We start from the raw sequence: 20,738 nt of genomic DNA on the forward strand, positions 1-20,738 counted from the left end.
CGAGCACTCGCGTTTGTCAATCGCGTTCGAAGAGGCTGGGGATGACGCGTGCCCGAGAACCCCGAAACCACCGAGAGGCCAGGCGCGGAGGAGCCGGCCGCCACGAGGCCGCGCCGCCGCCAGGCCCGCGGCGAGCGCCGTGTCGCCCAGCTGCTCGAGGCCGCCGCGTCCGTCTTCTGCGCGAGCGGCTACACGGCCGCGAGCACCAACGCCATCGCCCGCGAGGCGGGCGTCTCGCCGGGCACGCTCTACCAGTTCTTCCCGAACAAGGAAGCCATCGCGATCGAGCTGGGCGAGCGGCTCATGCACCAGATGCGGGAGACGTACGGCGAGGCGCTCGCCCCCGTCGGCCCGGCGACACCCCTGGAGGAGGCCGTCGGCGCCGCGGTGGACCGGTTCATCGAGTTCAACTGCCGCCATCCGGTGTTCTTCGCGCTGATGCACGGCCCCGACATCCCGGGCCGCATCGCCGAGGAGCACGACGCCCTGCACGTGACGCTGGTGTCCCGCGTCGAGACGCTGCTCTCCTCGTTCCTGCCCGACGCGCCCGCCGCCGACGTGGCGCGCACCGCGCACGTCTGCCTGGGGATCTACAAGGCCGGCCTGGAGCTGATCCTCGGCCACGAGGGCCCGGAGCGGGAGGCGTACGTACGGGAGGTGAAGAAGGTTCTGCTGCGCTACCTGCAGCCGATGGTCGACGGCCGGGGCCAGACGTTGCCCGATACCCCCTAGGGGTATAAAGTGGGTTCCCGTGGGGACACCTGGCCCGCACGGGCCCCGTCGACCCCACGCGTCCCACACGTCTCCACGAGGAGTAACGACATGACCGCCCAGACCGACACCCCCGGTTCCGTCACCGCCGTCTACAAGGTGACCGGGATGAGCTGTGGACACTGCGAGGGCTCCGTCTCGGCCGAGATCGGCGAGATCCCCGGGGTCCGGTCGGTGAAGGCCGTCGCCACCACCGGCGAGGTCACCGTCGTCTCCGAGTCCCCGCTGGACGACGAGGCGGTCCGCGCCGCCGTGGACGAGGCGGGCTTCGAGCTCGCCGGCAAGGCCTGAGCGGCCCGCTGCGCAAGCAGACATCGCCTCCCGCCGAGGCAGGCGGCACCACCCTCCCGGTCCGGGCCGCGCCGGGCAGTTCGCACCGGCCCCGCACGGCCCGGTCCGTCGTCTGGAGTCCGGACATGACCAGCACCATCGCAGGAGACCCGAGCACCCCCGCGAACCTCGGCACGCCCCCCTCCGAGGCATCCCAGAGCCCCGGACACTCCGAGGTCGAGCTGCGCATCGGCGGGATGACCTGCGCCTCCTGCGCGGCCCGCGTCGAGAAGAAGCTCAACCGCATGGACGGCGTGACGGCCACGGTGAACTACGCGACGGAGAAGGCCAAGGTCGCCCACGCGCCCGGCGTCGAGGTCGCCGACCTGATCGCCACGGTCGTCAAAACCGGCTACACCGCCGAGGAACCGCCCCCGCCGCACCGGGAACCGGAAGCCGAATCGCGGGTCACGCCGGCCTCCGGCGAGGACCCCGGGACAGCCGCGCTCCGCACGCGCCTCACCGTCTGCGCCGCCCTCGCCGTCCCCGTCGTCGCGCTGTCGATGATTCCGGCCCTCCAGTTCGACGACTGGCAGTGGCTCACGCTCACACTCGCCGCGCCCGTGGTCGTCTGGGGCGGCCTGCCGTTCCACCGCGCCGCCTGGACGAACCTCCGGCACGGCGCGGCCACCATGGACACGCTGGTCTCGGTCGGCACGTCCGCCGCGTTCGGCTGGTCCCTGTGGGCGCTGTTCCTCGGCGACGCGGGCATGGCCGGCATGCGCGACGGCTTCTCCCTCACCGTCTCGCGCACGCACGGCACCTCCGCGATCTACCTGGAGGTCGCCGCCGGGGTCACCACGTTCATCCTGCTCGGCCGCTACCTGGAGGCCCGCTCCAAGCGGCGCGCGGGAGCGGCGCTCAGGGCGCTGATGGAGCTCGGCGCCAAGGACGTGGCCGTGCTGCGGGACGGCTCCGAGGTCCGCGTCCCGGTCGGGCGGCTGGCCGTGGGCGACCGGTTCGTCGTCCGGCCGGGCGAGAAGATCGCCACCGACGGCACGGTCGTCGAGGGCAGCTCGGCCGTGGACGCCTCGATGCTGACCGGCGAGTCGGTGCCGGTGGACGTCACCGTGGGCGACACGGTCGCCGGGGCCACCGTCAACGCGGGCGGGCGGCTGATCGTGGCGGCCACCCGTGTCGGCGCCGACACGCAGCTCGCGCGGATGGCGAAGCTGGTCGAGGACGCGCAGAACGGCAAGGCCCAGGTGCAGCGGCTCGCCGACCGGATCTCCGCCGTCTTCGTGCCCGTGGTGCTGCTGCTCGCCGCGGCCACCTTCGGCGGGTGGCTCGGCGTCACCGGCGACACCGTCGCGGCGTTCACCGCGGCTGTCGCTGTCCTGATCATCGCCTGCCCGTGCGCGCTGGGCCTGGCCACACCGACCGCGCTGATGGTCGGCACCGGCCGCGGCGCGCAGCTCGGCATCCTGATCAAGGGCCCCGAGGTCCTGGAGTCCACGCGCCGCGTCGACACGGTCGTCCTGGACAAGACGGGCACGGTCACCACCGGCCGCATGACCCTCCAGGAGGTGTACGTCGTGGACGGCGCCGACGAGGAGCAGGTTCTGCGGCTCGCGGGCGCCGTCGAGGACGCCTCCGAGCATCCCGTCGCCCGCGCCGTCGCCGCCGGCGCCCGCGAGCGGCTCGGCGGCCGGCTGCCCGCGGCCGAGCGCTTCGAGAACGTCCCCGGCAGGGGCGTGCGCGCACGCGTGGAGGGCCACGACGTGGCGGTCGGCCGCCTCTACGGAGCGCACGACGGGGCGGACGACGGCCCTGACCCCGCGCGGCTCCCCCAGGCCCGCCGCGAGGCCCGCACCGACGGGAAACTCCCCGACGAGCTGGCACGCGCGCGTGCCGCGGCCGAGCGCGGTGGCCGTACGGCGGTCGTCGTCGGCTGGGACGGCGCGGCGCACGGCGTGCTGGCCGTCGCGGACGCCGTGAAGGAGACCAGCGCGCAGGCGGTGCGGGAGCTGCGCGCCCTCGGGCTCACGCCGGTGCTGCTGACCGGGGACAACCGTCCGGTCGCCGAGTCCGTCGCCCGTGCGGTGGGCATCGACGAGGTGATCGCCGAGGTGCTGCCCGAGGACAAGGTCGACGTCGTACGGCGGCTGCAGGCCGAGGGGCGGACTGTGGCGATGGTGGGTGACGGGGTCAACGACGCCGCCGCGCTCGCCGCCGCCGACCTGGGTCTCGCGATGGGCACCGGGACCGACGCGGCGATCGAGGCGGGGGATCTGACGCTGGTGCGCGGAGACCTGAGGGTGGCCGCCGCCGCGATCCGGCTGTCTCGGCGGACGCTGTCCACCATCAAGGGGAACCTCGTGTGGGCCTTCGGATACAACGTGGCCGCGCTGCCCCTGGCCGCCGCCGGGCTGCTGAATCCGATGATCGCGGGGGCCGCGATGGCGTTCTCGTCGGTCTTCGTGGTGACGAACAGCCTGCGCCTCAGGCGATTTTCCTGAGGACAGGTTCCCGGAGCCCTTGGAGTCCGGCCCCAGACTCACATATCCTCTTCACAAGGCTCACGCATCTTCCTTACGCTGGGATGTGCCTCGCTTTTCGGGGCTTTTGCGCGCCTGGATGACCATGTGCGGGAGACGCAGATCACAGTCATCCGAAGGTAACCATCGAAGGGGTTCGAAAGTCTAAGTTGTCGATGTCGGGAGCGTCTTGGGGGGCGCTTCCCGACATCTGGGGATTGTCTTGGGGGACCTTCCCCGCACGATGCGTTGCCGGGGCACGAACACCGGGAAGCTTTGAGCGGCCCACCCGGTCGTGCGCTGTCCCGGCAGAGCGCACCACCAGCACCATCCCGTGCACGTCGGGTCCGCCCGCCGCGTACAACAGCGATTCAGGCGCTGTCTTCAAGCGCCCGGCCGGATCCCGTGGGGGGAATCCGCACCGGGACATGGGAAGGCGCCCCGGACGTCGGCCCGTGGGGGGACCGCCGCCGGGGCGCCTTCTGCGCTGTACGGCCGGACAGGCAGGCTTCCGCCCGGCGCTCCTCACTCATGACGCACCGCGCCGGCCGGACCGGATGCGGGCAAAGCCCCCTGTACGCGGCGGGCCCCGCACCCGAGAACGGATGCGGGGCCCGGAGGCGTGGAAGAGGCGCGGCGCCGTGGCGCCGCGCGACGCGGTGGCTCAGCGCTCCTCGACGGGAACGAAGTCGCGCTCCACGATGCCCGTGTAGATCTGGCGCGGGCGGCCGATGCGGGAACCCGGCTCCTTGATCATCTCGTGCCACTGCGCGATCCAGCCCGGCAGCCGGCCGAGGGCGAACAGGACCGTGAACATCTCGGTCGGGAAACCCATGGCCCGGTAGATCAGGCCGGTGTAGAAGTCCACGTTCGGGTAGAGGCTGCGCGAGACGAAGTAGTCGTCGGAGAGCGCGTGCTCCTCCAGCTTCAGCGCGATGTCCAGCAGCTCGTCGGACTTGCCGAGGGCGGACAGCACGTCGTGCGCGGCGGCCTTGATGATCTTGGCGCGCGGGTCGAAGTTCTTGTAGACCCGGTGGCCGAAGCCCATCAGGCGGACGCCGTCCTCCTTGTTCTTCACCTTGCGGATGAAGGAGTCGACGTCGCCGCCCGCGTCGCGGATGCCCTCGAGCATCTCCAGCACGGACTGGTTGGCGCCGCCGTGCAGCGGGCCCCAGAGCGCATTGATGCCGGCGGAGATCGAGGCGAACATGTTCGCCTGCGAGGAGCCGACCAGGCGGACCGTGGAGGTCGAGCAGTTCTGCTCGTGGTCCGCGTGCAGGATCAGCAGCTTGTCCAGGGCGGACACCACGACCGGGTCCAGGTCGAACTCCTGCGCCGGGACCGAGAAGGTCATCCGCAGGAAGTTCTCGACGTAGCCGAGGTCGTTGCGCGGGTAGACGAACGGGTGGCCGACGGACTTCTTGTACGCGTAGGCCGCGATCGTCGGGAGCTTGGCGAGCAGCCGGATGGTGGAGAGGTTGCGCTGCTGCTCGTCGAACGGGTTGTGGCTGTCCTGGTAGAACGTCGACAGCGCGGACACCACGGACGACAGCATGGCCATCGGGTGCGCGTCGCGGGGGAAGCCGCGGTAGAAGTTCTTGACGTCCTCGTGCAGCAGGGTGTGCTGCGTGATCTCGTTCTTGAACGAGGTGAGTTCGTCGACGGTCGGCAGCTCGCCGTTGATCAGCAGGTACGCCACCTCCAGGAAGGTGGAACGCTCCGCCAGCTGCTCGATCGGGTAACCGCGGTACCGGAGGATGCCGGCCTCGCCGTCCAGATACGTGATGGCGGATTTGTACGCGGCCGTGTTGCCGTAGCCGCTGTCCAGTGTCACCAGACCGGTCTGGGCTCGGAGCTTCCCGATGTCGAAGCCCTCGTCGCCGACGGTGCTGTTGATCACCGGGTAGGTGTACTCGCCGTCGCCGTACCGCAGTACTACAGAGTTGTCGCTCACGTCTTCCCTCACCGACCTAGTGCCTCATCTTCGAGGTGCCCTGACTGTCTCTACCATCCCCCACTTGGCTCAGGAGAGTGCACTCGGGGTCGACCATCGGGCCTATTGGCGGCACTGAGTGCCGCCAACTTGTCCATCCTGCCCGCTGCCCGCCCGGTTCCGGAAGTGCCCTGTGACCTTTGCGACTCATGTGATCGATCATTTTTCCACTCCCCTGCGCCGGGCGGGCGAAATGGCCGGGAATGCGAGAGGGAAGGTCCTTGCGTGACCGTCAGGACGCCCTCAGCCGGTGATCCAGGGCCGTGCGGCGCCGCCCTGCCGAGACCGTGCGCACCGCCTGCCCGATCGCCTTGCGGGAACCGACGAGGACGACGAGTCTCTTCGCCCGCGTGACCGCCGTGTACAGCAGGTTCCGCTGGAGCATCATCCACGCGCCCGTGGTGACCGGGATGACCACGGCCGGGTATTCGCTGCCCTGTGAACGGTGGATGGTCACCGCGTAGGCGTGCGCGAGTTCGTCCAGCTCGTCGAAGTCGTACGGCACCTCCTCGTCCTCGTCCGTCAGCACCGTCAGACGCTGGTCGACCTCGTCGAGCGAAGTCACCGTGCCCACAGTGCCGTTGAAGACACCGTTCTTCCCCTTCTCGTAATTGTTACGGATCTGGGTGACTTTGTCGCCCACACGGAAGACCCGGCCGCCGAACCGCTTCTCGGGTACGCCGGGCCGCCCGGGCGTGATGGCCTGCTGAAGCAGACCGTTGAGCGCGCCCGCGCCCGCCGGGCCCCGGTGCATCGGCGCGAGCACCTGGATGTCGCGGCGCGGGTCGAGTCCGAACTTGGCCGGAATGCGACGGGCCGCGACGTCGACGGTGAGCCGTCCGGCCTCCTCGGTGTCGTCCTCGACGAAGAGGAAGAAGTCCTTCATGCCGTCCGTCAGCGGGTGCTGCCCGGCGTTGATGCGGTGCGCGTTGGTGACCACGCCGGACTGCTGGGCCTGCCGGAACACCCGCGTGAGGCGCACGGCGGGGATCGGACCGCCGTCGGCCAGCAGATCCCGCAGCACCTCCCCCGCGCCCACGCTGGGCAGCTGGTCGACGTCGCCGACGAAGAGCAGGTGCGCGCCCGGCGGTACGGCCTTGACCAGCTTGTTCGCGAGGAGCAGGTCCAGCATGGACGCCTCGTCCACGACGACGAGGTCGGCGTCGAGCGGACGGTCCCTGTCGTACGCCGCGTCCCCGCCGGGCTTCAGCTCCAGCAGGCGGTGCACGGTGGAGGCCTCGGCACCGGTCAGTTCGGCGAGGCGTTTGGCGGCACGGCCGGTGGGGGCGGCGAGGACGACCTTGGCCTTCTTCGCGCGGGCCAGCTCCACGATGGAACGGACCGTGAAGGACTTGCCGCAGCCGGGACCTCCGGTCAGGACGGCGACCTTCTCCGTCAGCGCCAGCCTGACGGCGGCCTCCTGCTCGGCGGCGAGCTCGACGCCCGTACGGCCCTTCAGCCAGCTCAGCGCCTTGTCCCAGGTCACGTCCCGGAAGCCGGGCATGCGGTCCTGGCCGGTGCGCAGCAGGCGCAACAGCTGGGAGGAGAGGGAGATTTCGGCGCGGTGGAAGGGGACGAGGTAGATGGCGGTGACGGTTTCACCGTCCGCGTCCCCGGTGCCGCCGTCCGGGGCGGGGATTTTCTCGCGTACGACGCCGGGGTCGAAGCCGTCCTCGGGGGGTGCGGCGAGTTCGGCGAGGCAGTCGATGACCAGGCCGGTGTCGACCTGGAGGAGTTTCACCGCGTCCCTGATCAGTTGCTCCTCGGGGAGGTAGCAGTTGCCCTGGTCGGTGGCCTGGGAGAGGGCGTACTGGAGCCCCGCCTTCACGCGCTCCGGGCTGTCGTGCGGGATGCCCACGGACTGGGCGATCTTGTCGGCGGTGAGGAATCCGATGCCCCACACGTCGGCGGCGAGGCGGTAGGGCTGTTCCTTCACGACGGAGATCGACTCGTCGCCGTACTTCTTGTAGATGCGGACCGCGATGGACGTGGAGACGTCGACGGTCTGGAGGAAGAGCATGACTTCCTTGATCGCCTTCTGCTCCTCCCAGGCCTCGGCGATCTTCTTCGTACGCTTCGGGCCGAGCCCGGGAACCTCGACCAGGCGCTTGGGCTCTTCCTCGATGACCCGCAGCGTGTCCGTGCCGAAGTGCTGGGTGATGCGGTCGGCGAAGATCGGTCCGATGCCCTTGACCAGGCCCGATCCGAGGTAACGGCGGATGCCCTGGACCGTGGCCGGGAGGACGGTGGTGTAGTTCTCGACGTGGAACTGCTTCCCGTACTGGGGGTGCGAGCCCCAGCTGCCCTCCATCCGCAGGGACTCCCCCACCTGGGCGCCGAGCAGCGCGCCGACGACGGTCAGCAGATCGCCGGCGCCTCTGCCGGTGTCGACGCGGGCGACCGTGTAGCCGTTGTCCTCGTTGGCGTAGGTAATGCGTTCGAGGACGCCTTCGAGTACCGCGAGTCGGCGTTCTCCCGCAGTGGGTGGGGGCTGGCTGGGCATGGTCGGAACGGTACCGGTGGGGGGTGACAGCCCGCGTCCGGCTTCGCGGACCCGTCCACTGGAACCGGTGCGGGACGAGGCCGGCGTCCGACGGTCCCCAACGGCCCCCGTGCCGTCACCGGCGGCCGACGCGTGCGGTGCATCGGCCGATCCGCCGGACGCACCCGGCGGGCGCGAGGCGCTCCCCTCTGCGCGCCCCTTCCGTCAGTGGTTGAGGACGTCGCGGATCTGCGTGTGCGTCAGCCGGTCCCAGCCGATTTTGGCGAGGGTGCGTCCGCTGCGGCGGTAGTCCCTGCGGGAGAGCGTCGAGGCGAAGTCGATCAACGCGTCCGTCATGGGCGTGGGACAGCCGGCTTTGCGGGCGAGTTCCGTCATCGGCACCAGCGTCGAGGACACGTCCTCCTGCAGGAAGCGGTGGTCGAGGGAGGTCGGCGCGGTGATCGTGCGGTAGGGGGCGACGGTGCGCATGGCGTCGAGCGCGGTCTCGCCCTCGCAGCCGTAGTACATGTCCAGGAGTTCGGCGACGGACGGCACGGGCGCGTCGTATGCCTCGCCGACCTGCTGGAATTCCGCTGCGGCCCGCTCCAGCAGGACCACGGTCCGCTCCGAGAGCCCCTCGCGGTAGAACAGCAGCTTCTCGCCGCGGTCGATCCGGCTGACGTTGGCGAGCGTGATGGAGGGGTGGGCGACGGCGCCGAAGTCGGTGAGCCCGCGCTGGACGACGTTCCGTCCGGGCTGCAGGCCGGGGAAGAGGGCCTGGACCCGGTCGGTGTGCCGCTTGGTGACGGCGCTGCGTGTGCCCGCGAAGAGGTTCCACCGTTTCACGCCGTGGACGGTGACCCCGTGGTCCTCCCAGGGCCGAGCGGCGAACAGGGCGTCGGTCTCCACCACATCGACCTCGGCGGCGCCGTGCCGTTCGAGGACGTGGGCGAACTCGATGCTGCCGCAGAGTTTGCCGGAGAAGAGCACCACGGTGTGTCCGGAGCCCAGGTACGGGGCGAGCCGGGCCGCGACGACCGGGTACGCGGTGGTCACCGTGGCGACGAAGATCACCGGGCAGTGCCGGGCCAGTTCGCCTGGGTCGCTGCCGACCGCGACGAGCGGCAGGTCGCCTTCCCATGCCCCGCGGGCGCGGATCGAGCGGTTGCGGGCGATGCCCGCGATTCTTCCGGGGTCCCGGGTGCACAAGTGCACCGACTCGCCGCGTGCGGCCAGGTGGGCGGCGAGGGCCAGGCCCTCACCGCCCGCACCTAACACTCCGACCCGTTGGTGCCGGTGCTGAGTGGACATCCGGTCTCCCTCCGCGCAAATGGACCGTGCCCTCAGCATGGGCAGCGCGTCGGCCTGCGGCCAACCCCCGGATGGACCGGCCACGCCGGTCAGTAGAACGCCCCGGGCGCACCGCCCATACGGCACTTTTCCGCCGCGCCACGCCCGTTCGGACTCCGGGTCCGTGTGGTTGCCGCGCCCGCGGCCGGCCATGAGCCGGCGCCGCCGACGCCACGCACCCGACTCCAGTACCGTCGCGTCCGTCGAGCGCGAGCCCCGTCGCCACACCCACCGCGCCGACGAGCACCGGTCGTCCCGCGCCGCGGAACGCGGAACAGGGCAGGGCAGAGCGGGGCCACCCGTCCTCCCGGCCCGGGGCGGGCGCAGACGACACCACCGAGGACGACGTACGGCCCGCCGGGGCCACTGACACGCAGGGAGTCTTCCCATGTACGACTACGACCTCCTGGTCGTGGGGTCGGCCAACGCCGATCTCGTGATCGGCGTCGAGCGGCGCCCGGCAGCGGGGGAGACCGTGCTCGGCTCCGACCTGGCCGTCCACCCCGGCGGCAAGGGCGCCAACCAGGCCGTCGCCGCAGCCCGCCTCGGTGCCCGCACGGCGCTGCTCGCGCGGGTCGGTGACGACGCGTACGGCAGGCTGCTGCTGGACTCGCAGCGGGCCGCCGGGGTCGACACGGTGGGGGTTCTCGTCGGCGGGGCTCCCACCGGTGTCGCGCTCATCACCGTGGACCCGTCCGGGGACAACAGCATCGTCGTCTCGCCCGGCGCCAACGGCCGGCTCACCCCGGACGACGTACGCGCCGCCGCGAGTCTCTTCCACGCCTCCCGTGTCGTATCGACGCAGTTGGAGATTCCGCTGGAGACGGTCGTGGCGGTGGTGCGGTCGCTCGCACCCGGCAGCCGGTTCGTCCTCAATCCGTCGCCGCCCCGGCCGCTGCCCGCCGAGGTCCTCGCCGCCTGCGATCCGCTCGTCCTGAACGAGCACGAGGCCAAGGTGATCCTGGGCGACGCCGTGGTCGGGGACTCGGCCGAGGAGTGGGCGCGCGTCCTGCTCGCCAAGGGGCCGCGCTCGGTCGTGGTGACGCTCGGCTCGCGGGGGGCGCTCGTGGCGGACTGCGGCGGCGGTACGGCCCTGGTGCCGGCCGTGCCCGTGAGAGCCGTCGACACCACCGGGGCCGGTGACGCGTTCACGGCCGCGCTGGCCCGGCGGCTCGGGGCGGGCGAGTCCCTTGCGGAGGCGGCGGCGTACGCGGTGCGTGTCGGGGCGGCCGCCGTGACGAAGGCGGGGGCTCAGGAGTCGTTCCCCACGGCGGAGGAGGTCGCGGAGGTTGCCTGCGCCGGGGCGGAGCCGGGTGCCGGGTGAAGCTATGAGGGTCCGGTCGAAGGACGACCGGACCCCCTTAGCTTTCCCCTCCCGCAGAACCGCCTGGATCCCCCCGGATCTCCCCCGTCAGGCGTCCTGACGCCATGTACGACCCCCGATGCGCGGGAAAGGTTGCACGGGCGTGCACAGAAATATTTTCATCGTGTTCCGGCCCCGGCCGGACACCGTGTCCTCTTTCCGGGTGAGCGCCGCATGCCGGGTGGGCCGGGGCGGGCAGCCTTCTGGGTGAATGCTGGTTCAAGCAATGTTTTCGGGGCGGACCCGTGGGGGTACGGGGGCTGCTTCGCCGCGCGGCTCGGGCCATCGCCCCGCCTGGCGCGAGGCATCCGCCCGTGCGTCCATACCGTCTGTGCGACGCGGCTGGACCGCCGTCGTGCCGTCCTGTGCGCACACAGCGGTGTGGCAGCCCGGCGGGTCCGCACGGCTGAGGGGGAGACACGGACATGAGGCAGGAACGAAGGGACCGCGACCGGGACAGGGACCACCGGGAGCGGGATGAACAGCGGGAGCGGCAGAGCCTGCGGCCGGGCGTGCAACTGGCGCGGCTGCTGCGGCGCTGGTGGGTGGAGGCCGCGGTGACGCCCGGCGGCCGGCCGACGCAGCAGGCGCTGGCCGCGAGGCTGGGGGTCGACCAGACAACGCTGTCGCGGTATCTGAATCCGCAGCACCCGGCCAACGCGCCCCTGCGCGTGGTGGACGCCCTGCACGCGCAGTTGCGGGCACCGGCGGAAGAGCTGCCGCAGGCCCGCGCGTTATGCCGGGCCGCGCTGGCGCAGACCGGCCGTCAGCGCGGCCCGGCACACAGCCGGCCGGCACCCGGTACCGACACCCTGGCGGCCGAGGACACCGGCGCGGCGGAGACCGTCGCGGGCGGGGAGCACGTGCCGGGCCGGCCCCGCCTGGAGTGGGCGTTGCCGGCGCTGATGACGACGGCCGTGGTGGTGGCCTTCACCGCGGGAGCCGCCGTACACGTGCTGCTCGTTCCCGACCGGGAGGTGACGACCGTGGAAGGGGGCGTGGGCACGGCCGCGGGAGCGAGTGCGGGACCGGCCGGGGGAACCGCCGGTGCCTCCCCGACGAGTGGGGCGCCGTACGCATGGCCGCTGCTGCGGATGGGCGTGGCCGACCAGTACACCCGCGCCCGTGCGCTTCAGCACTTGCTGAACTGGTACGGCTACCCGGTCGCGGAGGACGGCTACTTCACCGGGGAGACCCGTGACGCCGTCGTGAAATTCCAGCGCGAGCAGGACCTGGCGCCCGACGGCGAGGTGGACAAGGACACCTGGCCCGAGCTGGTGCCGACGGTCGGGCCCGGCTCCCGGGGCCGTCAAGTCCTGGCCCTGCAGGAACTGCTCGACAACGTCGGCCAGGGCGGCACCCCGGTGTCCGGGACCTTCACCTCGGTCACCGCCGAGGACCTGCGGTTCTTCCAGCGCACGTACTGCCTGCCCGTGACGGGCAGGGCGGGTCCGGAGACCTGGCGGGCCCTGCTCGTGAACCAGCAGCCGCCCGTGGGCGCCCCGGCGTACCCGCGGCCCGTCGAGCCGTACCTGACCTCGTCGGCGTCGGAGGCAGCGTAGGCACCGGCGCGGGCGGCATGGGCGGCATGGGCGCCGGTCCGGGCGGCATGAGCGGTGGGCATGGGTGGTGCGGGCGGCATAGCAGCAGGTCAGCGGTGTTTCGCGCGGTGCGCCGGGATGCCGCATGAAGGTGCCTGGACAGGCCGTCGGCATCGCCTCCTGCCCGGCTGCCCCCGGGGTCATCCTGATGCCGCGAACGGGGCTCCGTTCCGCTCCCGCTCACCTCACTCCGCCTCGAAGGGGTCGCTCATGTCCGCTGTCCGCAAGACTCTCACCTCCGCCCTCTCGGCCGTCGTACTCGCCGGTGGTCTCGCGCTCGGCGCCGCCGGCACGGCGAACGCGGCCACGTGCCCGTCGGAGGCCTCGCCGCTCGTCCCCGGAGCGGAGGCGCACTGGACGCTGCGCTGCTCCGGCAACCGCGTCACGGTGGCCGGCTGGCTCCAGGACACCCGCTGGGACGGCAGGTGCGCCGTGGTCCGCGTCAACGCCGGAAACGGCCAGTACAACGCCAGGCAGGCCTGCGGCTCCGGGACGCGGGAGCAGTTCTCCTTCAGCTACTCCGGGACCAGGTCGGCGCAGGTGCGCCTGGCCACCGCCTGACCCGGACCGGCGCACCTCCTGCCGGGGGCGGCCGGGACCACCGCCCCGCCCCCGGCCTCTCCCACCTCCACCGCCGACACCGCCGACACCGCTGACGCCGTTGACGCCACTGACGCCCCGGCCTCGGGAAGACACGTACGGGGCCGTGAAGGGACGTCAGCCGCGCGCCGCCCCGGTCGCCGTCGCGACGGCGACCGGGGCGGCCCTCCCTCGCGTCGGCCGCCTCCGCCCGGGCACCCGCCCGGGACCGGAACGGTCAGTCCGCCGCGTGGGCGGCGAAACGCGCCGCCGTTTCCGCCAGTACCTCCCGCCCGTCCCGCGCCCACAGGGCGTCGTTGAAGAGTTCCACCTCGATGGGGCCCGTGTAGCCGGCCGCGTCCACGTACGTCTTCCATTCGCGCATGTCGATCGCGCCGTCGCCGATCTGGCCGCGGCCGTTGAGGACGCCCTCGGGGAGGGGAGTCGTCCAGTCGGCGAGCTGGAAGGCGTGGATGCGGCCGGTGGCGCCCGCGCGGGCGATCTGCTGCGGGGCCCGGTCGTCCCACCAGACGTGGTACGTGTCGACCGCGACGCCCACCTGTCGTGCCGGGAAGCGTTCGGCCAGGTCAAGGGCCTGGGCCAGGGTGGACACCACGCAGCGGTCCGCGGCGAACATCGGGTGCAGCGGTTCGATCGCCAGCCGTACGCCGTGCCGCTCGGCGTACGGGCCCAGCTCCGCCAGCGCGTCGGCGACGCGCTCCCGGGCGCCGCGCAGGTCCTTCGAGCCGTCGGGCAGCCCTCCCGAGACCAGGACCAGCGTGTCCGTGCCCAGCGTGACCGCCTCGTCCACGGCGCGGCGGTTGTCGTCCAGGGCACGCGCCCGTTCCGCCGGGTCGACCGCCGTGAGGAAGCCGCCCCGGCACAGCGTCGTCACCGTCAGGCCGGTCTCCCGCACCAGCCGCGCCGTGGCCCTCAGCCCGTACGACCGGACCGGTTCGCGCCACAGGCCCACCTGGCCGATGCCCAGCCGGGCGCAGGCACCGGTCAGTTCGGGCAGGGACAGCTGCTTCACCGTCATCTGGTTGATCGAGAAGCGCGACAGAGGGTCGTCGGTCCCGGCTTCCGTCACTGCGTCACCCCGTACAGCGCCAGCAGGTCCTTCGTCCGGTCCTCGGCCCGCTCCGGGTCGGGGAACAGGCCCAGGCCGTCGGCGAGTTCGTAGGCGCGGGTGAGATGGGGCAGGGAGCGGGCCGACTGGAGGCCGCCGATCATCGTGAAGTGGTCCTGGTGGCCCGCGAGCCAGGCCAGGAACACCACGCCCGTCTTGTAGAAGCGGGTGGGGGCCTGGAAGAGGTGGCGGGACAACTCCACCGTGGGGTCCAGCAGGGCGCGGAAGCCGGCCGTGCCGCCCGCGTCCCGTGCGTCCGCGGTGCCGGCCGTGTCCAGGGCGCGTACCGCCTGCGCGGCCAGGGGGCCCAGCGGGTCGAAGACGCCGAGCAGGGCGTGACTGAAGCCCTGGTCGTCGCCGGCGATCAGCTCGGGGTAGTGGAAGTCGTCGCCCGTGTAGCAGCGGACGCCGTCCGGCAGTCTTCGGCGCAGGGCGATCTCCCGGCCCGCGTCCAGGAGGGAGATCTTCACCCCGTCGACCTTGGAGGGGTGTGCGGCGACGACCTCCAGCAGCACGTTCGTCGCCGCGTCCAGGTCGGACGCCCCCCAGTAGCCGTGCAGCGCCGGGTCGAACACGGGGCCCAGCCAGTGCAGGATCACGGGTTCGGCGGCCTGGCGCAGCAGGTGGCCGTAGACGTCCAGGTAGTCGTCGGGGGTGGTGGCCGTGGCGGCGAGGGCGCGGGACGCCATCAGGACGGCCCGTGCGCCGCACTCCTCCACCAGTGCGAGCTGTTCCTCGTACGCGGCGCGGACCTCTGCGAGCGTGGGCGCCGGGGCGGTGAGTTGGTCGGTGCCCACTCCGCAGGCGATCCGGCCTCCGTCCGCCCGCGCCTCGGCGGCGCTGCGGCGGATCAGTTCGGCGGCGCCGGCCCAGTCCAGGCCCATGCCGCGCTGCGCGGTGTCCATGGCCTCGGCGACTCCGAGGCCGTGGGACCACAGGTGGCGGCGGAAGGCGAGGGTGGTGTCCCAGTCGACGGCGGCGGGCCCGTCGGGGGTCACGTCGGCGTACGGGTCGGCGACCACGTGGGCCGCCGCGAAGACCGTACGGGACGTGAGACCGCCGCCCGGGGTGAGGGCCAGGGGTTCGGCGCGGGGTTCGTAGGTCCTCAGGGTGCCGTCGGCGTCCGGCAGTCGGATGGTCACAGCGCGATCTCCGGTACGTCGATGCGGCGGCCCTCGGCCGAGGACTTCAGGCCCAGCTCGGCGAGCTGGACGCCGCGGGCGCCGGCCAGGAGGTCCCAGCGGTAGGGGGCGTCGGCGTAGACGTGCTGGAGGAACAGTTCCCACTGGGTCTTGAAGCCGTTGCCGAAGTCCTGGTTGTCGGGGACCTCCTGCCACTGGTCGCGGAAGGCGTCGGTCGCGGGGAGGTCCGGGTTCCAGACGGGTTTGGGGGTCGCCGAGCGGTGCTGGGCCCGGCAGTGGCGCAGGCCGGCGACCGCGGAGCCCTCCGTGCCGTCGACCTGGAACTCGACCAGTTCGTCGCGGTGGACGCGTACGGCCCAGGAAGAGTTGATCTGGGCGATCGCGCCGCCGTCGAGTTCGAAGATGCCGTAGGCGGCGTCGTCGGCGGTGGCCCGGTAGGGCAGGCCGTCCTCGTCCCGGCGCCGCGGGATGTGGGTGGTGGCCAGGGCCTGGACGGACCTCACGCGGCCGAACAGTTCGCGCAGGACGTACTCCCAGTGCGGGAACATGTCGGCGACGATGCCGCCGCCGTCCTCCGCGCGGTAGTTCCAGGAGGGGCGCTGGGCCTCCTGCCAGTCGCCCTCGAAGACCCAGTAGCCGAACTCGCCGCGCACGGACAGGACGCGGCCGAAGAAGCCCCCGTCGATCAGCCGCTTCAGCTTGCGCAGGCCGGGGAGGAAGATCTTGTCCTGGACGACGCCGTGCCTGACGCCGGCGTCGCGCGCGAGCCGGGCGAGGGCGAGGGCGCCGTCCAGGCCGGTGGCGGTGGGCTTCTCGGTGTAGACGTGCTTGCCGGCGGCGATCGCCTTGCGCAGGGCCTCCTCGCGGGCGGAGGTGACCTGCGCGTCGAAGTAGAGGTCGACCGTCTCGTCGGCGAGGACCGCGTCCAGGTCGGTCGAGACGTGGTCGAGGCCGTGCCGCCGGGCGAGGGCCCTGAGCGCGTGCTCGCGGCGTCCCACCAGGATCGGCTCGGGCCACAGCACGGTGCCGTCGCCGAGGTCGAGGCCGCCCTGTTCTCTGAGGGCCAGGATGGAGCGGACCAGGTGCTGGCGGTGGCCCATGCGCCCGGTCACGCCGTTCATGGCGATACGCACCGTCTTGCGTGTCACGTCTTTCCCTTCGTAGGGGCCACGGTTCGGGGATCCGGGCGCCACCGTTTCACCGTGGCCCGTGCCCCGCGCGGCGACTGTCCGCCGACGGGCGGGCGGATTGCCGGTTTCACTGACGAGCGGTACAGCAAGCGCTTTCTATGTGTAGAGAAGCTAGCTCCGAACGGTGGTCGGGACAAGACCGCCTCGGAGGGCGCGCCTGCGGACGGGCCGGACGGGCGGACGAGTCGTCCGGCCCCCGGCTCGCGGCTCCCGGTCTCCGGCCGCAGCGGCCGACCACGAACGCTCGATGCGGAGGACGAGGACATGACGGTGACCCTGGCGGACGTCGCGGCCCGCGCGAAGGTCTCCCCCGCGACGGTGTCGCGCGTGCTGAACGGGAACTATCCGGTGGCGGCCGCCACCCGCGAGCGGGTGCTGAAGGCCGTGGACGAGCTGGACTACGTCCTCAACGGGCCCGCCAGCGCGCTCGCCGCCGCCACCTCCGACCTGGTCGGCATCCTGGTCAACGACATCGCGGACCCCTTCTTCGGCATCATGGCGAGCGCCATCCAGGCCGAGATCGGCGGACCGGGCGGCCGGGCGGGCGGCGAGCGGCTGGCCGTCGTCTGCAACACCGGCGGCTCGCCCGAGCGCGAGCTCACCTACCTCACCCTGCTCCAGCGGCAGCGCGCGGCGGCCGTCGTGCTGACCGGCGGGGCCCTGGAGGGCGCGGCGCACCAGGCGGCCATGGCGGCGAAGCTGCGCCGGCTGGCGGAGGCCGGGACACGGCTCGTGCTGTGCGGCAGGCCGCCCGCGCCGGACACCCCGGCCGTCGCGCTGCCCTTCGACAACCGGGGCGGGGCGCGGGAACTGACCGAGCATCTCATCGGGCTCGGGCACCGGCGGCTCGGCTACATCGCGGGCCCCGAGGAGCGTACGACCACGCGCCACCGGCTGGAGGGCCACCGCGCCGCGCTCGCCGCGCACGGCATGGCGGAGGACCCGCGCCGGACCGTGCACGGCGGCTACGACCGCCGGTCCGGCTACGAGGCCACCCTGGAACTGCTGCGCCGCGACGCCTCGTTGACGGCCGTGGTCGCGGCCAACGACACGGTCGCCCTGGGCGCGTACGCGGCCCTGCGCGAGTCGGGGCGGCGCGTCCCGGACGACGTGTCCGTGGCCGGCTTCGACGACCTGCCGTGCGCTGTCGACGCGGTGCCGGCGCTGACGACGGTGCGTCTGCCACTGGCCGACGCCGGTGCCCGCGCGGGCCGCATCGCCATGGGCCGCGAGGAGGCCCCGGCCGGGAACGTCGCGACGGTGCGGGGGGAGCTGGTGGTGCGGGGGTCCACGGGCGCGCCCCGCGGCTGAGGCCCCGCGGCTCCCGGCCCGCCCGGGTCCGTGCCGGCGGCCGGCGGCGAGCGTGCCGCCTCGCTCTTCACGACGCCGCCGTCGGGCCGGGCCGCCGCGCCGGGGCGATGACCGGGACCGCGCGGCTGTGGCGGTGGGACACGCCTGTCGACGTTCGCGGAAAGGGCCGGCGGTGCGCCGATGATTTCCGGGTGGGCGCCCGGTCTTCTCTGCCGTACCGCTCGATCGGCGACACCAGCGAACAGGAGCACGCGCCATGCGCATCGTCATCAGTGAGTTCATCAGCCTCGACGGCGTCGTTCAGGCACCCGGCGGGCCGCAGGAGGACACCGACGGGGGGTTCGCGCACGGCGGGTGGTCGCACGCGTACTTCGACCCGGAGGTGGTCGGCGGCGCGTTCGACGCGGCGCTGGACGAGGCGGACGCGCTGCTGTTCGGGCGGCGCACCTGGTCGACGATGGCGCAGGCGTGGCCGGAGCGGGCCGGTGACCCGTTCGCGGACCGGATGAACGCCATCCGCAAGTACGTCGTCTCCGGCACGCTCGGCGAGCCCGACCTGACCTGGAACAACACGCGGCTGATCGCCGCGGCCGGGGCGGTCCCGCACCTCGGGACACTGCGCGAGGCGGAGGGCGGCACCCTGCTGGTCATGGGCAGCCCTACGCTCGCGCGGGCACTGATCGCGGCGGGCCTGGTTGACGAGCTGCGGCTCATCGTGATGCCGGTGGTGCTCGGCGGCGGCAAGACGATCTTCCCGGACGACGGCGGCACGCACGCCTTCGAGCTGGTGTCCGCGACGCAGGCACCGACCGGCGCGCAGGTGTGCGTGTACCGGGCGGCGCCGCGTGGCTGACGGGGGCCCGCGGCGGGCCGGCGCCGGGCAGTCGGACGGGCGGGCCGGGACCATGGACGGGCGGGCGCCCGCCGGATTACGCTCGGGACCACGAAATCTCTGACTCAGTCAGAGAAACCACGGACGCCGGAGACGCCCCCTTCCGGGTTCTGCCGGGTCCTGCCGGCGTGTCCAGTGGCCCCGGGAGCCGAAACGGAGGGCCGGCCATGACCGTCCAGGACGTACGCGCCTTCAACCGCTTCTACACGAACGTCATCGGCGCCCTCGACTACGGCCGCCACCTGTACGCCCCGTACACCCTCACCGAGTCCCGCGTCCTCTACGAGCTCGCGCACCGCGCGCGCACGGACGCGGCCGACCTGCGTACGGAACTCTCCCTGGACGCCGGGTACCTGAGCCGCATCCTCAACAGGTTCGAGCGCGACGGCCTGATCGAGCGGGCCCCCTCGCCGCGCGACCCGCGGCGCACCAGCGTCACGCTCACCGACCGGGGCCGGGAAACCGGCGTCCTGCTGGCCGAGCGGTCCGACGCGGCGGTGGGCAAGCTGCTCGACCGGGTGCCCGCCGCCGACCGCACGAGGCTCGCCGACGCGCTCGGCACGGTCCGGACGCTGCTGTCCGGCGGCCGGCGCCCGGCCCCCGAGGACGTCGTCCTGCGCGCCCCCGGCCCCGGTGACCTGGGCTGGATCGTGCAGCGCAACGCCGCGCTGTACGCCGCCGAGTACGGCTGGAACGCCGAGTACGAGGCGCTGGTCGCGAAGATCGTCGCCGACTTCGCCACCGGCCACGACCCGCGCCGGGAGCGGGTGTGGATCGCCGAGCTGGACGGGCGTCCCGTGGGCTGCGTGATGTGCGTACGCGACGCCACCGGACACGGGGCAGCCGCACACGGGGCCGCCGGACCGGACACCGCGCGCCTGCGGCTGCTCCTGGTGGAGCCCTCGGCGCGCGGTCTCGGCATCGGCGACCGGCTGGTGCGCGCGGTGACCGGCTTCGCGCGGGAGAACGGCGACGAGGCGGTCGTCCTGTGGACCAACGACGTCCTGTCCGCCGCCCGCCGCATCTACCTGCGGCACGGCTTCACGCTCGTCGCCGAGCGGCCCCACCACTCCTTCGGCAGGGATCTCGTCGGCCAGGACTGGCGACTGGAGCTGTGCGCAACACCCGGCGGGCGAAGCGGGGATGACGGGGGCGGCGCCGGGTAGGGTCCGTGGACATGAAGCTGGCGTTCTCCACCCTCGGCGTCCCCGGCCTGCCCCTGCCCGGCGTCCTGCGTCTGGCCACGGAGCACGGCTACCACGGCGTGGAACTGCGCGCCCATCCCGAGGAACCGGTGCACCCGGGCCTGGGCCCGGCGGAACGGTCGGCCGTCGCCGCCGAGTTCGCGGCGGCCGGCGTGGAGATCCTGGGCCTCGCGGGATATCCGAAGGTGGCCGCGCCGGGCGACGACGAGCCGGTCATCACCGAACTGCGTTCCCTGGTCGACCTGGCCGGCGACCTGGGCGCCCCGTACGTCCGGGTCTTCCCCGGCGGCGGTGACAGCCCCGCGGAGGAGGCCGACGCGAGGGCGGCCCGGCGGCTGGGCACGGCCGCCGAACACGCCACCGACCGGGGCGTGCGCATCCTGCTGGAGACGCACGACTCGCACCGCACGGGCGCCGACGCGATCCGCGTCCTCGGCCTGGTCGGGCACCTGCAGGCCGGCGCGCTGTGGGACGTGATGCACACCTGGCTGGGCGGCGAGCAGCCCACGGACACGTACGCGGCGCTCTCCCCGCACCTCGGCTACGTCCAGGTCAAGGACATCGCGTCCCCCGACGACACGACTCCGCTGCCGCTCGGCGAGGGCGTGCTGCCGCTGGCCGAGTGCGTGGAGGTGCTGTCGCGGCACGGCTGGGACGGCTGGCTGTGCTGGGAGTACGAGAAGCGGTGGTACGAGGCGGCGGCCCCGCTCGCGGACCTGCTCGGCGCGGGCCGCACCCATCTGGCCCGGCTGCTCAACGAGTCGGCGTAGGGGAGACAGTCCGGGCCTGTGTGAGGCGTGGGCCGGGCGGAACGGGCGCGGTGCGCGGGCCGCTGCGCGACGTGAGGCCCGGTCCCCCGCGCACGGTCCGATTGCGGCCCCGAATGCCGCACAAGGTCCGATTCGGGGCCTGATTTCCTGCCC

At 72.8% G+C, this 20,738-nt stretch carries 16 protein-coding genes; 10 read left to right on the forward strand and 6 right to left on the reverse strand.

All coding sequences use genetic code 11. The features are described 5' to 3' along the window. Positions 1 to 48: 48 nt before the first annotated feature. The 3 genes from ABZ354_RS05755 to ABZ354_RS05765 all read left to right on the forward strand — a co-directional run bounded on the left by ABZ354_RS05755 (position 49) and on the right by ABZ354_RS05765 (position 3,560). Positions 49 to 732 (forward strand): TetR family transcriptional regulator, encoded by a 684-nt coding sequence (locus ABZ354_RS05755; protein ID WP_358653332.1) that lies wholly within the window; start codon positions 49 to 51, stop codon positions 730 to 732. A gap of 90 nt (positions 733 to 822) precedes the next feature. Further along, positions 823 to 1,062, forward strand: coding sequence for a heavy-metal-associated domain-containing protein (locus tag ABZ354_RS05760; RefSeq protein ID WP_358653333.1), 240 nt, complete (start codon positions 823 to 825; stop codon positions 1,060 to 1,062). 236 nt (positions 1,063 to 1,298) lie between these two features. Continuing rightward, the gene (locus tag ABZ354_RS05765) at positions 1,299 to 3,560 is read left to right on the forward strand and encodes a heavy metal translocating P-type ATPase (protein ID WP_358653740.1); all 2,262 of its coding nucleotides are present in this window, start codon (positions 1,299 to 1,301) and stop codon (positions 3,558 to 3,560) included. Between the two features lie 682 nt (positions 3,561 to 4,242). Here the strand turns inward: ABZ354_RS05765 and ABZ354_RS05770 are convergent. The 3 genes from ABZ354_RS05770 to ABZ354_RS05780 all read right to left on the reverse strand — a co-directional run bounded on the left by ABZ354_RS05770 (position 4,243) and on the right by ABZ354_RS05780 (position 9,364). Then, entirely contained in the window at positions 4,243 to 5,532 is a 1,290-nt protein-coding gene (locus ABZ354_RS05770; protein ID WP_358653334.1) for a citrate synthase, read from the reverse strand. Positions 5,533 to 5,803: 271 nt separating this feature from the next. Next, positions 5,804 to 8,074 carry an ATP-dependent RecD-like DNA helicase gene (locus tag ABZ354_RS05775; protein ID WP_358653336.1) on the reverse strand — a complete coding sequence of 757 codons (2,271 nt, stop codon included), beginning with the start codon at positions 8,072 to 8,074 and terminating at the stop codon, positions 5,804 to 5,806. Between the two features lie 204 nt (positions 8,075 to 8,278). Continuing rightward, a complete protein-coding gene (locus ABZ354_RS05780; RefSeq protein ID WP_358653338.1) occupies positions 8,279 to 9,364 on the reverse strand; it encodes an NAD/NADP octopine/nopaline dehydrogenase family protein in 1,086 nt (361 codons plus the stop codon). A gap of 427 nt (positions 9,365 to 9,791) precedes the next feature. On the opposite strand from ABZ354_RS05780, the gene ABZ354_RS05785 reads away from it, so the two are divergent. The 3 genes from ABZ354_RS05785 (at position 9,792) to ABZ354_RS05795 (ending at position 12,928) form a co-directional block, all read left to right on the forward strand. After that, positions 9,792 to 10,727 carry a ribokinase gene (locus tag ABZ354_RS05785; protein ID WP_358653340.1) on the forward strand — a complete coding sequence of 312 codons (936 nt, stop codon included), beginning with the start codon at positions 9,792 to 9,794 and terminating at the stop codon, positions 10,725 to 10,727. A 464-nt stretch (positions 10,728 to 11,191) separates the two neighbouring features. Continuing rightward, positions 11,192 to 12,328 carry a peptidoglycan-binding protein gene (locus ABZ354_RS05790; protein WP_358653342.1) on the forward strand — a complete coding sequence of 379 codons (1,137 nt, stop codon included), beginning with the start codon at positions 11,192 to 11,194 and terminating at the stop codon, positions 12,326 to 12,328. A 249-nt stretch (positions 12,329 to 12,577) separates the two neighbouring features. Next, positions 12,578 to 12,928: a hypothetical protein gene (locus tag ABZ354_RS05795; RefSeq protein ID WP_358653344.1), complete on the forward strand. Its 351-nt coding sequence runs from the start codon at positions 12,578 to 12,580 to the stop codon at positions 12,926 to 12,928. Between the two features lie 256 nt (positions 12,929 to 13,184). On the opposite strand, the gene ABZ354_RS05800 is transcribed toward ABZ354_RS05795, so the two are convergent. The 3 genes from ABZ354_RS05800 to ABZ354_RS05810 are packed head-to-tail and all read right to left on the reverse strand — an operon-like array spanning position 13,185 to position 16,365. Further along, positions 13,185 to 13,985 (reverse strand): sugar phosphate isomerase/epimerase family protein, encoded by an 801-nt coding sequence (locus ABZ354_RS05800; protein ID WP_358653742.1) that lies wholly within the window; start codon positions 13,983 to 13,985, stop codon positions 13,185 to 13,187. Between the two features lie 47 nt (positions 13,986 to 14,032). After that, on the reverse strand, positions 14,033 to 15,217 hold the full coding sequence (locus tag ABZ354_RS05805) for a dihydrodipicolinate synthase family protein (protein WP_358653345.1): 1,185 nt from the start codon (positions 15,215 to 15,217) through the stop codon (positions 14,033 to 14,035). Further along, complete coding sequence (locus ABZ354_RS05810) at positions 15,214 to 16,365, reverse strand: Gfo/Idh/MocA family oxidoreductase (RefSeq protein WP_358653347.1); 1,152 nt, start codon at positions 16,363 to 16,365, stop codon at positions 15,214 to 15,216. The genes ABZ354_RS05805 and ABZ354_RS05810 overlap by 4 nt, the downstream gene beginning before the upstream one ends. 306 nt (positions 16,366 to 16,671) lie before the next feature. Here ABZ354_RS05810 and ABZ354_RS05815 point away from each other — a divergent pair, with 306 nt between their 5' ends. From ABZ354_RS05815 to ABZ354_RS05830, 4 genes are all read left to right on the forward strand, one after another. Beyond that, entirely contained in the window at positions 16,672 to 17,718 is a 1,047-nt protein-coding gene (locus ABZ354_RS05815) for a LacI family DNA-binding transcriptional regulator (RefSeq protein ID WP_358653349.1), read from the forward strand. Between the two features lie 256 nt (positions 17,719 to 17,974). Next, positions 17,975 to 18,571, forward strand: coding sequence for a dihydrofolate reductase family protein (locus ABZ354_RS05820; protein ID WP_358653351.1), 597 nt, complete (start codon positions 17,975 to 17,977; stop codon positions 18,569 to 18,571). 206 nt (positions 18,572 to 18,777) lie between these two features. After that, a complete protein-coding gene (locus ABZ354_RS05825; RefSeq protein ID WP_358653353.1) occupies positions 18,778 to 19,776 on the forward strand; it encodes a bifunctional helix-turn-helix transcriptional regulator/GNAT family N-acetyltransferase in 999 nt (332 codons plus the stop codon). 11 nt (positions 19,777 to 19,787) lie between these two features. Next, a complete protein-coding gene (locus tag ABZ354_RS05830; protein WP_358653355.1) occupies positions 19,788 to 20,585 on the forward strand; it encodes a sugar phosphate isomerase/epimerase family protein in 798 nt (265 codons plus the stop codon). The last annotated feature ends 153 nt before the right edge of the window (positions 20,586 to 20,738 follow it).

Source organism: Streptomyces sp. NPDC005925 (assembly GCF_040638805.1).
In the GTDB taxonomy this organism is placed as follows: Bacteria; Actinomycetota; Actinomycetes; order Streptomycetales; family Streptomycetaceae; genus Streptomyces.

Bases quoted from the DNA above. Each gene is read 5' to 3' on its own strand.
- ABZ354_RS05760 (WP_358653333.1), top strand. From the start codon at position 823: ATGACCGCCCAGACCGACACCCCCGGTTCCGTCACCGCCGTCTACAAG.
- ABZ354_RS05765 (WP_358653740.1), top strand. From the start codon at position 1,299: ATGACCTGCGCCTCCTGCGCGGCCCGCGTCGAGAAGAAGCTCAACCGC.
- ABZ354_RS05775 (WP_358653336.1), bottom strand. From the start codon at position 8,074: ATGCCCAGCCAGCCCCCACCCACTGCGGGAGAACGCCGACTCGCGGTA.
- ABZ354_RS05780 (WP_358653338.1), bottom strand. From the start codon at position 9,364: ATGTCCACTCAGCACCGGCACCAACGGGTCGGAGTGTTAGGTGCGGGC.
- ABZ354_RS05785 (WP_358653340.1), top strand. From the start codon at position 9,792: ATGTACGACTACGACCTCCTGGTCGTGGGGTCGGCCAACGCCGATCTC.
- ABZ354_RS05790 (WP_358653342.1), top strand. From the start codon at position 11,192: ATGAGGCAGGAACGAAGGGACCGCGACCGGGACAGGGACCACCGGGAG.
- ABZ354_RS05795 (WP_358653344.1), top strand. From the start codon at position 12,578: ATGTCCGCTGTCCGCAAGACTCTCACCTCCGCCCTCTCGGCCGTCGTA.
- ABZ354_RS05800 (WP_358653742.1), bottom strand. From the start codon at position 13,985: ATGACGGTGAAGCAGCTGTCCCTGCCCGAACTGACCGGTGCCTGCGCC.
- ABZ354_RS05815 (WP_358653349.1), top strand. From the start codon at position 16,672: ATGACGGTGACCCTGGCGGACGTCGCGGCCCGCGCGAAGGTCTCCCCC.
- ABZ354_RS05820 (WP_358653351.1), top strand. From the start codon at position 17,975: ATGCGCATCGTCATCAGTGAGTTCATCAGCCTCGACGGCGTCGTTCAG.
- ABZ354_RS05825 (WP_358653353.1), top strand. From the start codon at position 18,778: ATGACCGTCCAGGACGTACGCGCCTTCAACCGCTTCTACACGAACGTC.
- ABZ354_RS05830 (WP_358653355.1), top strand. From the start codon at position 19,788: ATGAAGCTGGCGTTCTCCACCCTCGGCGTCCCCGGCCTGCCCCTGCCC.